12 protein-coding genes are annotated in these 12,454 nt (G+C 65.8%); 11 read left to right on the plus strand and 1 reads right to left on the minus strand.

Features of this window, described 5'->3' with window-relative positions; all coding sequences use genetic code 11:
* The first annotated feature begins 121 nt into the window (after positions 1-121).
* The 3 genes from ACW2Q0_RS13450 to trmD are packed head-to-tail and all read left to right on the plus strand — an operon-like array spanning position 122 to position 1,612.
* The gene (locus tag ACW2Q0_RS13450; RefSeq protein WP_040693288.1) at positions 122-364 is read left to right on the plus strand and encodes an RNA-binding protein; all 243 of its coding nucleotides are present in this window, start codon (positions 122-124) and stop codon (positions 362-364) included.
* Positions 365-889, plus strand: coding sequence for a ribosome maturation factor RimM (rimM, locus tag ACW2Q0_RS13455; RefSeq protein ID WP_457189814.1), 525 nt, complete (start codon positions 365-367; stop codon positions 887-889).
* Positions 890-922: 33 nt separating this feature from the next.
* Positions 923-1,612: a tRNA (guanosine(37)-N1)-methyltransferase TrmD gene (gene trmD / locus ACW2Q0_RS13460; RefSeq protein ID WP_457189816.1), complete on the plus strand. Its 690-nt coding sequence runs from the start codon at positions 923-925 to the stop codon at positions 1,610-1,612.
* 72 nt (positions 1,613-1,684) lie between these two features.
* On the opposite strand, the gene ACW2Q0_RS13465 is transcribed toward trmD, so the two are convergent.
* Positions 1,685-2,539, minus strand: a complete 855-nt coding sequence (locus tag ACW2Q0_RS13465) for a response regulator transcription factor (RefSeq protein ID WP_457189818.1) — start codon at positions 2,537-2,539, stop codon at positions 1,685-1,687.
* A 116-nt stretch (positions 2,540-2,655) separates the two neighbouring features.
* Here ACW2Q0_RS13465 and ACW2Q0_RS13470 point away from each other — a divergent pair, with 116 nt between their 5' ends.
* From ACW2Q0_RS13470 to ACW2Q0_RS13505, 8 genes are all read left to right on the plus strand, one after another.
* Entirely contained in the window at positions 2,656-4,428 is a 1,773-nt protein-coding gene (locus tag ACW2Q0_RS13470; protein ID WP_457189820.1) for an AMP-binding protein, read from the plus strand.
* A complete protein-coding gene (locus ACW2Q0_RS13475; protein WP_457189822.1) occupies positions 4,428-6,062 on the plus strand; it encodes an AMP-binding protein in 1,635 nt (544 codons plus the stop codon). The genes ACW2Q0_RS13470 and ACW2Q0_RS13475 overlap by 1 nt, the downstream gene beginning before the upstream one ends.
* Before the next feature lie 266 nt (positions 6,063-6,328).
* On the plus strand, positions 6,329-8,740 hold the full coding sequence (locus ACW2Q0_RS13480; RefSeq protein WP_457190061.1) for a Tex family protein: 2,412 nt from the start codon (positions 6,329-6,331) through the stop codon (positions 8,738-8,740).
* Positions 8,741-8,770: 30 nt separating this feature from the next.
* On the plus strand, positions 8,771-9,667 hold the full coding sequence (locus ACW2Q0_RS13485; RefSeq protein WP_457189824.1) for a hypothetical protein: 897 nt from the start codon (positions 8,771-8,773) through the stop codon (positions 9,665-9,667).
* Positions 9,668-9,992: 325 nt separating this feature from the next.
* Entirely contained in the window at positions 9,993-10,334 is a 342-nt protein-coding gene (gene rplS / locus ACW2Q0_RS13490; RefSeq protein WP_011210681.1) for a 50S ribosomal protein L19, read from the plus strand.
* A 108-nt stretch (positions 10,335-10,442) separates the two neighbouring features.
* Positions 10,443-11,186 carry a signal peptidase I gene (gene lepB, locus ACW2Q0_RS13495; RefSeq protein WP_457189826.1) on the plus strand — a complete coding sequence of 248 codons (744 nt, stop codon included), beginning with the start codon at positions 10,443-10,445 and terminating at the stop codon, positions 11,184-11,186.
* A 25-nt stretch (positions 11,187-11,211) separates the two neighbouring features.
* A complete protein-coding gene (locus ACW2Q0_RS13500; RefSeq protein ID WP_457189828.1) occupies positions 11,212-12,018 on the plus strand; it encodes a ribonuclease HII in 807 nt (268 codons plus the stop codon).
* Positions 12,019-12,064: 46 nt separating this feature from the next.
* Positions 12,065-12,370 (plus strand): DUF2469 domain-containing protein, encoded by a 306-nt coding sequence (locus tag ACW2Q0_RS13505; RefSeq protein ID WP_011210678.1) that lies wholly within the window; start codon positions 12,065-12,067, stop codon positions 12,368-12,370.
* Positions 12,371-12,454: the final 84 nt, after the last annotated feature.

Genomic DNA, 12,454 nt, shown 5'->3' on the forward strand with positions numbered 1-12,454 from the left:
TCGGTCATGGTGGAGCCGAGCGTCAGCGAGGTGGAGGCATGAGCGAGCGTAGCGAGCGAACCACGGGCACAGCCGAGCCTGGCTCGGTCATGGTGGAGCCGAGCGTCAGCGAGGCGGGGTCGTGAGCGCCGTCGTCGCCGATGCCGTGGAGCACTTGGTTCGCGGCATTGTCGCCAATCCGGACGACGTCCGGGTCGAGTTGATCACCGGCCGCCGCGGACGCACCGTCGAGGTGCACGTCAACCCCGATGACCTGGGCAAGGTGATCGGTCGCGGCGGTCGTACCGCGACCGCGCTGCGCACCCTCGTCGCCGGCATCGGCGGCCGGGGCATCCGGGTCGACGTGGTCGATACCGACGCTTAAATGGAACTCGTCGTAGGCCGGGTCGCCAAATCGCACGGTGTGCGCGGCGAACTGGTCGTCGAGGTACGCACCGACGACCCCGACGCGCGTTTCGCACCCGGTGTGCGGCTGCGCGGGCGGGTGGTGCGATCCGAAGAAGTCCGTGAGTTCACCGTGGAGTCGGCTCGAGAGCATTCGGGCCGACTTCTCGTGCGACTCGCCGGGGTCTGCGACCGCACCGCCGCCGACGCGCTGCGCGGCACGCTCTTTGTCGTGGACAGTGCGGAGCTGCCGCCGTCGCAGGATCCGGACGAGTTCTACGACCACGAGTTGGAGGGGCTGACCGTCCAGCTCACCGATGGCATCGTGGTCGGCAAGGTCACCGAGGTACTGCATTCGGCTGCGGGAGAACTGCTTTCGGTGCGTGCCGCCGATGATGGCAGGGAGATCCTGATCCCGTTCGTCACCGCGATCGTGCCGACGGTCTCGCTGGCCGAGCGACTGGTCGTCATCGATCCCCCGGAGGGTCTGCTCGATCCGGAATGACGGATCGCGGATCCACCGGAAACAGAGGACAGCATGAAACTCGATGTCGTCACGATATTTCCGGAGTATCTGGAGCCGCTGCGAACGGCGTTGCTGGGCAAGGCCATCGACAAGGGCCTGATCGCCCTCGACGTGCACGATCTGCGTCGCTGGACGCGTGACGTGCACAAGTCGGTCGACGATTCGCCCTACGGCGGTGGGCCCGGCATGGTCATGAAGCCGACGGTCTGGGGCGATGCCCTCGATGAGGTATGTCCCGACGATGCCCTGCTCCTGGTGCCGACGCCCGCTGGAGTGCCCTTCACCCAGGCCACCGCGCAACGCTGGGCGACCGAGAAGCACCTCGTATTCGCCTGCGGCCGTTACGAAGGCATCGATCAACGCGTCTTCGACGACGCCGCCCGCCGGGTTCGCGTCGAAGAGGTCAGCATCGGTGACTATGTCCTCATCGGCGGTGAGGCGGCGGTTCTCGTCATGGTCGAGGCCGTGGTTCGCCTGCTTCCCGGCGTACTCGGCAATCAGCAATCCCACCAGGAGGATTCGTTCTCCGATGGACTGCTCGAGGGGCCGAGCTACACGCGCCCCGTCTCCTGGCGCGGCCTCGAAGTGCCGCCGATCCTGTTGTCCGGTGATCATGGCAAGGTCGCCGCGTGGCGGCGTGAACAGTCGCTCGCTCGGACCCGTGCGCGGCGGCCGGATCTACTCGCCGACGACGACGACTGAAATCGCGACCTTTCGCCTGCTACGCGCGGAACCTCGGGTCAATCGATGGGTGTGTGCGATCTGTGGCTTGACTCAGGGCAGCAGACCGAGGCGTCGAGCGGTGACGACGGCCTCGTGGCGGGAGTGCGCGTCGAGTTTGCTCATCGCATTGCGCAGATAGCTCTTGACGGTTTCCGGTCCGAGCGAAAGGTGTTGGGCGACTTCGTGATTGGTGCAGCCGAGCGCGATTTGAGCGAGCACGTCGAGTTCCCGTCCGGACAGGCGCGGGGCGTCCGCGGGTCGGTCGCCGACCAGGACGCGTGTGAGACGTTCGCACACCGAGTGCAGGCGTTCGCGTAGGCGTTCGTCCTCGGCCGAGCGGGCCGCGCCGCGGAGTTCGGCATTGATCTCACGCAGTTCCTCGGCGATGGCGGGTGCGGCATCGGGTGCGGGCGCGGTCATTTCCAGTAGGTGAAGACGTCGGTCCACCTCGTCGCGGATCGTGATCTCGGTGGCCAGGCGTCGGCTGGCCGCGACGATCAGATCGGTCGTGCGGTCGCCGAGCGGTGTGCCGCCACGGGTGGCGGCATAGAGCACCGCACGGGAGCGATCGTCGACGACCACGGGCACCGCGACTACCGAGCGGATGCGTTCGCCGGAGACCGGACCGTCGTAGTGATGGGTGATATCGGAGGCGCTGCGGTAGTCGGCGACCGAAGCGGGGCGACGCATATCCATGACCCGGCCGCCCAGTCCGGAGGCGCGCAGCACGGCCAGACCGTGCAGGGCATTGGTAACGGTGCCGACGAATTCGGTGAGCAGCAGCGCGTCGTTGTGCACCTCGCCGCCGAACACCACTGGCACACCGGCCTTGTTCGCCACCCAGCGGATCTCGGCGCGCAGCGCGTCGCGGTCGCGCGGTCGCAGCAGCGCGGTGGTGTGGGTCAAAAGACTCACCCCTTTTCGGGGGTAGCGCCGGACGCGATGTGAGCCACATCATATTGGAGATCGAGGTGGACTGTTGGAGATCGAGGTGGCCTGGATCATCGATGAGGAGAGGCGACATGATTGCGGATCTGCGCGCGCGCGTGCGCGAGTTACTGGAGACCTACGACGGACCCGACGTCAGCGTGGCGGATCTGCTATGCGACCGGCACCCCGCCGACCGGGTCGCGTTCACCATTGTCGACCCCGATCTGACCTCGACCGACCTCACCTACGGTGAGTTGCGCGAGCGCTCCGAGCGCTGCGCCGTCACCCTCGCCGAACTCGGCATCGAACCGGGGGATCGCGTCGCCACGCTCATGTCGAAGTCCGCCGATTTGGTGGTGGCGCTGCTCGGCATCTGGCGTCGCGGTGCGGTCCACGTCCCGCTGTTCACCGCTTTCGCGCCGCCCGCGATCGCCTTCCGACTGGCCGCGAGCGGCGCGACGATCGTGATCGCCGACATCGAACAGGCGGCGAAGCTGATACCGAGTGATGACATCCCGGCTGCTCCGCCGTGGCGCGTCATCATTGCCGGGGACGGCTCGGGCTCCGCTGGCGTGCGTGTCTGCGCCGATCTGACGGCGGCCGCGGGCGCGCACGGTGCACCGCGTACACCTGCCGATGGGCAGCGAACGGACGATTCGGCGATCGCCGCCGCGGACGGGCCCGGAGTACAGGACCCGCCGACAACCCCGCTGCGGTTCGCCGATCTGCTCGCCACGCATACCTCCGACGATCCGCGCGCGGTTGCCGCGCATGTCGGCGGGGATGGCCTGCTGGTGCAATTGTTCACCAGCGGCACAACGGGCACCCCGAAAGGCGTCCCGATCCCGGTGCGAGCGCTCGCGGCATTCCATGCGTACCAGGAGTTTTCGCTCGATGTGCGCCCGGACGACGTCTATTGGAATGCGGCGGATCCAGGTTGGGCCTACGGACTGTACTGGGCGATTCTGAGCCCACTGGCCTCCGGTATCCGAAGCCTGCTACTGCATGCCGCCTTCTCCGCGCCACTGACCTGGCATATGCTCGAACGTTTCGGCGTCACCAACTTCACCGCCGCGCCGACGGTCTACCGCGCGTTGCGCGCCGATAGTACGGTTGCCCCAACGGATCTCCGGTTGCGGCGGGCGTCCTCGGCGGGCGAACCGCTGACCCCGGATGTCGTGACATGGTCGGTCGAAGCGCTCGGCGTCGCCGTGCGCGACCACTACGGGCAGACCGAGCACGGCATGCTCATCTGCAATTCCTGGCACGACGCGCTGCGAGTCGACGCGCCCGCGGGCTCGATGGGCCGGACAATGCCGGGTTGGCGTTGCGCAGTGCTCGCGGACGACGCCGACGTCGAAGCGCCGGTCGGCGAACTGGGCCGGGTCGCCATCGATACCCAAAGCAGCCCGCTGCTGTGGTTCCTCGGCTACCTCGACGCCCCGGGACGTACCGCGCAGCGCTATACCGCCGACGGCCGCTGGTATCTGACCGGGGATGCCGGATTCCAGGATGCGGACGGTTTCTTCCACTTTTCCGCCCGCGACGACGATGTCATCATCATGGCCGGATACCGCATCGGCCCGTTCGAGGTGGAAAGCGTGCTGGTACTGGATGAGCGGGTGGCCGAGGCCGCGGTCGTCGGCATGCCCGACGAATTACGCGGTGAGGTGCTGGAGGCATTTGTGGTGCTACGCCATGGTTTCGAAGGGAATGCCGAACTCGAGGCCGAATTGCAGACCCTGGTGAAACGCAAATTCGCCGCGCACGCGTATCCACGCAAGGTGCATTTCGTGGACGCACTGCCCAAGACGCCCAGCGGCAAGGTGCAGCGGTTCATCCTGCGGCAGCAGGGGGTTCGGTGATGTCCGCACTTGCGAGTTACGCATCCGGCACGGCGGACTCCCCACTGCTCGGCGATACCATCGGCCATAATTTCGACCGCATCGCCGCCGCCCATGCGGACCGAGAAGCCCTGGTGGACTGTCCAACCGGTCGCCGCTGGACCTACCGCCAACTCGCGGCCGCGATCGATGCGCTGGCCACCGGATTGGCCGCACGCGGCATCACCAAGGGCGACCGGGTCGGCATCTGGGCCCCGAACTGCGCGGAATGGTTCCTCACCCAGTACGCGACCGCGAAACTCGGCGCGATCCTGGTCAATATCAACCCGGCTTACCGCACCACCGAACTGGAATATGTGCTGCGCCAAGCCGGTGTGCGCATGCTGATCGCCGCCGCGGAATTCAAGACCTCGAACTACGTCGCCATGATCGAGCAGGCCCGGCCGAATAGCCCCGGTCTGGAGCAGGTGCTGATCCTCGGCACTCCCGAATGGGATGCGGTGGCGCAGAACGATATCGATGCCGAGCGACTCGCGGCGATCGCTGCGACGCTGTCCATGGACGACCCGATCAATATTCAATACACCTCCGGCACAACGGGTTTTCCCAAGGGGGCGACGTTGAGCCACCACAACATCCTCAACAACGGCTACTTCGTCGGCGAACTCTGCGGCTATACCGAACAGGACCGGATCTGCGTGCCAGTGCCCTTCTATCATTGCTTCGGCATGGTCATGGGCAACCTGGCAAGCACCAGTCATGGTGCGGCCGTGGTGATTCCGGCACCGGCCTTCGATCCGGTCGTAACCCTGAATGCGGTTGCGGCACAGCGGTGCACGTCGCTTTACGGCGTACCAACGATGTTCATCGCCATACTCGCGGAATTGGATTCGGGTACGGACGTCGAGCTGTCCAGCCTGCGCACCGGCATCATGGCCGGATCACCCTGTCCGGTCGAGGTGATGAAGCGGGTAATCGATCGGATGGGGATGAGCGAGGTGTGCATCTGCTACGGCATGACCGAAACCTCTCCGGTATCGACCCAGACCCGCCGCGACGACGGCATCGACCGGCGCACCGCAACCGTCGGCCGGGTCGGCCCGCATCTCGAGGTAAAAATCGTCGACCCCGCAACGGGTTTGACGGTGCCGCGCGGCGAACCCGGCGAACTGTGCACCCGCGGCTACTCGGTCATGCTCGGATACTGGTCCGAACCCGAGAAGACCGCCGAGGCCATCGATGCCGCCCGCTGGATGCACACCGGCGATATCGGCGTAATGGACGACGACGGATACCTCGCGATCACCGGCCGGATCAAAGATATGGTGGTCCGCGGTGGCGAGAATATCTACCCGCGTGAGATCGAGGAGTTCCTCTACACCCACCCGGATATCCTCGACGCCCAGGTAGTCGGCGTCCCCGACCCGAAATACGGCGAGGAACTGATGGTCTGGCTCCGAATGAAAGACGGCACAACGCCATTGGACGTCGCCGCGATCCGCGCTTTCTGCACCGGCAAGCTCGCCCACTTCAAGATCCCGCGCTACGTGCACATCGTCGACGAGTTCCCGATGACTGTCACGGGAAAAATTCGTAAGGCTGAAATGCGTGAGCTGGCCGCGGAACTGCTCGCGTCTTCGCACCGTGAGGAGTGATTGGGTGAGCACATGGGTAATTCGTCGGGGACGTAGAAAACTCCGCCGCGAGCTCGACGGTCGGCCCGCAGTGAAAGTCTGCGGCCGCCTGACGGCCGGCAAAAGGTCCGGCAGGTGGGGGAGCGTGAGCTGTCCAAGGCCTTGGTCGACCGTCCGGACCAGTGCTGACACCGTGCGATTCGGGCATCGGCAGCCCGGTTTACCTGGGCGCGGACCGTTTGTCAGGTGACAACGGTAGTGTCTCGGGCGTGACGACAGCGCCCGAGATCGCCAGTTCAGCGACGAACACCGACACGACCGCCGCGGTACCGGCCGCGACCACAGCTCTAGCCAGCGTGGGGCGGCGCATCGCCGATGAGCTCGGCGTGCGCGAGACCCAGGTCCGGGCCGCCGTGGAGCTGTTGGATGCGGGTTCGACGGTGCCCTTCATCGCGCGGTACCGAAAAGAGGTCACCGGTGGCCTCGATGACGCCCAGCTCCGCCAGCTCGACGAGCGCCTGACCTACCTGCGCGAACTAGACGAGCGCCGCGGTTCGATCATCGAATCCATCAAGGGCCAGGGCAAACTCGATGACGCGCTGCTCGGGCAGCTGATGACGGCCGAGACCAAGGCCCGCCTCGAGGACATCTACCTGCCGTACAAGCCGAAGCGGCGCACCAAGGCGCAGATCGCCCGCGAGGCCGGTCACGAACCCGTCGCCGATGCGCTGATCGGCGATCCGACCACCGATCCCGCGCAGTACACCGCCGAACAGCTCGACGGCGCCCGCGCCATTCTGGTCGAGCGTTTCGCCGAGGATGCCGACCTGGTCGGCGAGCTGCGCGAGCTGATGTGGAACCGCGGTCAGGTCAGCTCGAGCGTGCGTCCGGGCAAGGAGGAGGCGGGCGCGAAGTTCGCCGACTACTTCGAATTCAGTGAGCCGTTCGGCAAGCTGCCCTCACACCGAATCCTGGCGCTGCTGCGCGGTGAGAAGGAAGAGATCCTGCAGCTGCAGCTCGAACCCGATACCGAAGAACTCGAGCCGGGCGAGCGGACCGTTTACGAGGGCCGCATCGCGGTGAAGTTCGATATCGCCGATCGCGGCCGGGCCGCCGACACCTGGCTGCTGGATACGGTGCGCTGGGCGTGGCGCACGAAACTGCAAGTGAGCCTTGGCATCGACACCCGCATGCGGCTGCGTCAGGCCGCCGAGAAGGACGCCGTCGACATCTTTGCCGCGAATCTGCGTGACCTGCTGCTGGCCGCGCCCGCGGGCACCCGTACCACCATGGGCCTGGATCCGGGCTACCGCACCGGTGTGAAGGTCGCCGTCGTCGATGCCACCGGCAAGGTCGTCGCGACCGAGGTCATCTACCCGCACAAGCCGCAAGGCCAGACCGAGAAATCCCTGGCCGTGCTGGGCGCGCTGGTCGCCCGCTTCGGCGTCGAGCTCATCGCCATCGGCAACGGTACCGCTTCGCGCGAGACCGATGCCCTTGCCGCCGAACTGATTTCGCGGATTCCGGAGCGCAAGCCGACCAAGATCGTGGTCTCCGAAGCGGGCGCGTCGGTGTACTCCGCATCGGCGTATGCCTCGCAGGAACTGCCGGATATGGATGTCTCGCTGCGCGGCGCGGTATCCATCGCGCGCCGTCTGCAGGACCCGCTGGCCGAATTGGTGAAGATCGACCCGAAGTCCATCGGTGTCGGCCAGTACCAACACGATGTCTCCGAAACACTGCTGGCCCGCTCGCTGGGCGCGGTGGTCGAGGATGCGGTGAACGCGGTCGGCGTCGACGTGAATACCGCATCGGTGCCGCTGCTCTCGCGGGTTTCCGGTATCGCCAATTCGATCGCCGAAAGTATTGTGGCGCATCGGGATCAGCACGGCCCGTTCCGCAGCCGCACCGCGCTGCTGGAGGTCCCACGCCTGGGCCCCAAGGCCTTCGAACAGTGCGCGGGCTTCCTGCGCATCCGCGGCGGCGACGATCCGCTCGACACCTCCGCTGTGCACCCCGAGGCCTATCCGGTGGTGCGGCGCATCCTGGAATCGACCGGACGCGGCATGGCGGAACTGATCGGCAACACCACCGCCCTGCGTGCGCTGCGGCCGGTCGATTTCACCGACGAGAAATTCGGTATCCCCACTGTCACCGACATCATCTCCGAACTCGAGAAGCCCGGTCGCGACCCGCGTCCGGAATTCAAGACCGCCGAATTCGCGGCGGGCGTGGAGAAGGTCGCGGATCTGCAGCCGGGCATGGTGCTCGAGGGTGTGGTCACCAATGTGGCCGCATTCGGTGCATTCGTTGATATCGGTGTGCACCAGGACGGCCTCGTGCACGTCTCGGCAATGTCGCACAACTTCGTCAAGGATCCGCGCGAGGTGGTGAAGTCCGGCGATGTCGTCAAGGTGAAGGTGCTCGAGGTCGATGTCGCACGTCAGCGCATCGGACTGTCCCTGCGGCTGGACGACGAGCCGGGCGCCCCGGCCAAGGGCGACGGTGGTCGCGGCCGTGGCCAAGGTAGCCGAGGTGGTTCGGATCGCGGCGGACAGCGGCAGAATGGTCAGGGTAGGCAGCAAGGTCAGGCTCGACAGCAGAATCCGGGCCGCAACCAGGGCAACCAGCGGCGCAACGCTCCCGCACCGAGCGGTTCGATGGCGGATGCGCTGCGGCGGGCCGGTTTCGGGCAGTAGGGCGATACGAGCGGAGGTTTCTAAGCGGCCATGCGACGGTGGCTCGAAGACGATGTGATCGCGCACGGCCGCCTGCCGCTGCTGTGCTTCCTCCTCGGGTTCATCGTCGGCTTCTTGCTGATCCGGCTCAGCGTCCGATTGATCCGCAAGCAGGTCCGCTGGTGGCCCGGCAATCTGCGGTCCGGTGGTGTGCACATCCACCACATGGTGTTCGGGGTCATCCTGGTGCTGCTGTCCGGCATCGGGTTGGTCACCACCTACGCGAACGCCGATACGCTCACCGCGAGCCTGCTCGCCGCGGCGTTCGGTGTCGGCGCGGCCCTGACCCTCGACGAATTCGCGCTGATCTTCTATCTGCGCGATGTGTACTGGGAGGAGCAGGGCCGCACCTCGGTCGATGCGGTCTTCGTCGCGCTCGCGGTGACCGGACTGCTGCTGCTCGGATTCCACCCGCTGTGGTTATTGGATATCAACGACTTCCGCCGCGACCCCAGCACTGAAGTCCGGATCTTCGTCGTCCTCTTCGCCGTGGTGAATCTCGGGTTGGCGGCAATCGTGATCGCCAAGGGCAAGATCTGGACCGGCCTGTTCGGCATGTTCTTCCTGCCCCTACTCGTGGTCGGCGCATTCCGTTTGAGCCGACCGGGTGCACCATGGGCTCGGTGGCGTTATCCAGGCAAGCGACGCCTGATGTACCGGGCGATAGTTCGCGAACGCCGCTATCGACGCCCGGTGATCCGAGCCAAAATCTTTATACAAGACCTGATCGCCGGAAAGCCCGACGTCGTCCATGTCCGTGAGGCCGCGGAGGCCGAATTGGCCCGCACCGTCGTCCCCGCCCCACCCGCACCCGCCCATTGGCACCTGCCCTCGGTCTCCGACCACTCTCATCACGCCTCGGTCTCCGACCACTCTCATCACGATTGATCGTTGCGCCGCGGGCGCCACAGGCATCGGCCCGGCGCTGCTGCGACGGAACCGACGGTCGCCGTTCGGCGCCCGCACAGTTTCCGAGTGGGTCGGCCTATGGCGGGTTCAACGCACCGGAGAGCGATACTCTGGCGGCTGCGATGTATCGCGGGTCGGCCTGGTGAGTCGGGTCCGATTTTCCCCCGAGTCGCGGATCTGGCACAATGCACAGGTTGCCCTGGGTGCATTCGGCCCACGGAGCACCCCTTATTCGGAGCATGAACCGGTCGAGCACGCGAGTGCCGCCAGGGTCCTCTGCTCGCGCAAACATCAGAAGGATGAAATGAACACCCTTGACTTCGTCGACGAAAAGTCGCTGCGCAGCGACGTCCCCGACTTCCGTCCGGGCGACACGCTCAATGTGCACGTGAAGGTCATCGAAGGCTCGAAGGAGCGCATCCAGGTCTTCAAGGGCGTCGTGATTCGGCGTCAGGGCGGTGGCATTCGCGAGACCTTCACCGTCCGCAAGGTGTCGTTCGGTGTCGGCGTGGAGCGCACCTTCCCGGTGCACAGCCCGAACATCGATCACATCGATGTCGTGACCCGCGGTGATGTCCGCCGCGCCAAGCTCTACTACCTGCGCGATCTGCGCGGCAAGGCCGCCAAGATCAAGGAAAAGCGCTGACCGAGTAGCGCCACCCGCTCGGCACGAAAGTTCTTCAGCCAGCCCGGCATCGGACGTCAGTCGCGGTGCCGGGCTAATCTGTTCCGCGTGGCAGACGAAAGTGGGTCGATGACGGTATCCGATTCGGACGACGAGGACGTGAGCCGCCGCTCACGACGCTCGAAGCGCAAGCAGCGCCCCTTCTGGCAGGAACTGCCGGTCCTCATTGTCATCGCCGCGGTCATCGCGGCACTCATGGTCAGTTTTGTTGGGCGCCCGTACGTCATTCCATCGCAATCGATGGAAGACACGCTGCTCATCGGCGACCGGATCTACGTGGAGAAGCCGAGCTACTACTGGGGCGAGCCGCAGCCCGGCGACGTCGTGGTGTTCGTGGGCCCGCCGTCCTGGAATACCCGTTACCAGTCGATCCGGTCCGGCAATGTCGTCGTGCGCGGTGTGCAAAACTTCTTCTCCTTTTTCGGGCTCGTGCCACCGGATGAGAACGACCTGGTGAAGCGGGTGATCGCCGTCGGCGGCCAAACCGTACAGTGCTGTGACGCGCAGGGGCGGGTCATGGTGGATGGTAAGCCGTTGGACGAGCCGTACGTCCTGAACGACTATCCGTGGTACCCGGGTCAGCAGAACGCGACGTATCCGGCGGGCCGGGTATTCGGCCCGGTCAAGGTACCCGACGGTAACCTGTGGGTGATGGGCGACAACCGCAACCAGTCCGCCGACTCACGCGCCCACGTCAGCGATAACCTGCAGGGCACCGTCCCGATCGACAACGTGCGCGGTAGGACCGTCTTCAAGATCTGGCCGCCCAGCCGCATCGGTCCGGTAAAAGCACAGGATCCCCAGACGAACTGATCGGTACGAGCCGCAGGATAATTGGATGGTGGGGCAGGGTCGAGTGGTCAGGGCTAATGGCGCGACTCCGGGCAACGGGTGGCCGCCGCGTGTCGTGATGCGTCGAGCCGGGGGGTTGCGCACGCTCGAGGCGGCGCTGATCCGTAGCGGACTAGGCCCGGTCGCCGGGGTCGACGAGGCAGGGCGTGGCCCCTGCGCTGGGCCCTTGGTGGTCGCCGCCTGCCTGCTCGCCCCCAAGGCCTACGACCGGCTGGCCGGACTCGACGATTCCAAGAAGCTCACCGAATCCGTGCGCGAGCAGCTGTACCCGGTCATCACCCGGTTGGCGCTGGCCTGGAAGGTTGTCGTCATACCGGCCTGGGAGATCGACTCGATCGGCATCCACGTCGCGAATATCGAGGGCATGCGCCGCGCGGTCGCCGGGCTCGGGCAGACGCCGGGATATGTGCTGACCGACGGATTCCGGGTGCCCGGAATTCCGGTGCCGTCGCTGCCGGTCATCGGTGGTGACGCGGCCGCGGCCTGTATCGCGGCGGCGAGCATCCTGGCCAAGGTGACCAGGGATCGGATGATGGTCCAGCTGGACGAGCGGTTTCCGGGCTACGGCTTCGCCGCACACAAGGGCTACAACACGCCCGAGCACACTGCGGCCTTGGAACGGCTCGGACCGAGCACTGAGCACCGCCGATCCTGGCGCAATGTGCGGGAGGCGGCGGGGTTGCGGCCGGTAACCGCGGCGGAGTACGCCGACGCGGAACTGGCCGATGAGGTTGTGCTGGAAGGCGTCGAACCGGACAGCCGAGTGGCTACCGACCCGGCGCATGCGCGATGATGATGTCAGCAGACGCAATGCGGCGAGAAGGAGGACGTCCCACCCGATGAGTGCCGAGGACCTGGAGAAATACGAAACCGAGATGGAGCTCTCGTTGTATCGGGAGTACAAGGACATCGTCGGTCAGTTCTCGTACGTGGTGGAGACCGAGCGCCGCTTCTACCTGGCCAACTCCGTCGAATTGCGGCCGCAGAACGCCGACGGCGAGGTGTACTTCGAGGTGCGCATGAGTGATGCGTGGGTTTGGGATATGTACCGGCCCGCGCGTTTCGTGAAGCATGTTCGAGTGATCACGTTCAAGGACGTGAATATCGAGGAGTTGGAGAAGCCGGATCTGCGGTTGCCCGAGTAGGGCGAGTGTGCTGGCCAGCGCGGATTGCCATTGGTGCTGGCCGCATAGCATGGGGCACCGACAAGTAGGTGGAGAACGGGGGTT

This window comes from Nocardia citri, from assembly GCF_054065835.1.

What these genes read in the sequence shown, in the direction of transcription:
- rimM (WP_457189814.1), top strand. Translation starts at nt 365, where the DNA reads ATGGAACTCGTCGTAGGCCGGGTCGCCAAATCGCACGGTGTGCGCGGC.
- trmD (WP_457189816.1), top strand. Translation starts at nt 923, where the DNA reads ATGAAACTCGATGTCGTCACGATATTTCCGGAGTATCTGGAGCCGCTG.
- ACW2Q0_RS13470 (WP_457189820.1), top strand. Translation starts at nt 2,656, where the DNA reads ATGATTGCGGATCTGCGCGCGCGCGTGCGCGAGTTACTGGAGACCTAC.
- ACW2Q0_RS13475 (WP_457189822.1), top strand. Translation starts at nt 4,428, where the DNA reads ATGTCCGCACTTGCGAGTTACGCATCCGGCACGGCGGACTCCCCACTG.
- ACW2Q0_RS13485 (WP_457189824.1), top strand. Translation starts at nt 8,771, where the DNA reads ATGCGACGGTGGCTCGAAGACGATGTGATCGCGCACGGCCGCCTGCCG.
- rplS (WP_011210681.1), top strand. Translation starts at nt 9,993, where the DNA reads ATGAACACCCTTGACTTCGTCGACGAAAAGTCGCTGCGCAGCGACGTC.
- lepB (WP_457189826.1), top strand. Translation starts at nt 10,443, where the DNA reads ATGACGGTATCCGATTCGGACGACGAGGACGTGAGCCGCCGCTCACGA.
- ACW2Q0_RS13500 (WP_457189828.1), top strand. Translation starts at nt 11,212, where the DNA reads ATGGTGGGGCAGGGTCGAGTGGTCAGGGCTAATGGCGCGACTCCGGGC.
- ACW2Q0_RS13505 (WP_011210678.1), top strand. Translation starts at nt 12,065, where the DNA reads ATGAGTGCCGAGGACCTGGAGAAATACGAAACCGAGATGGAGCTCTCG.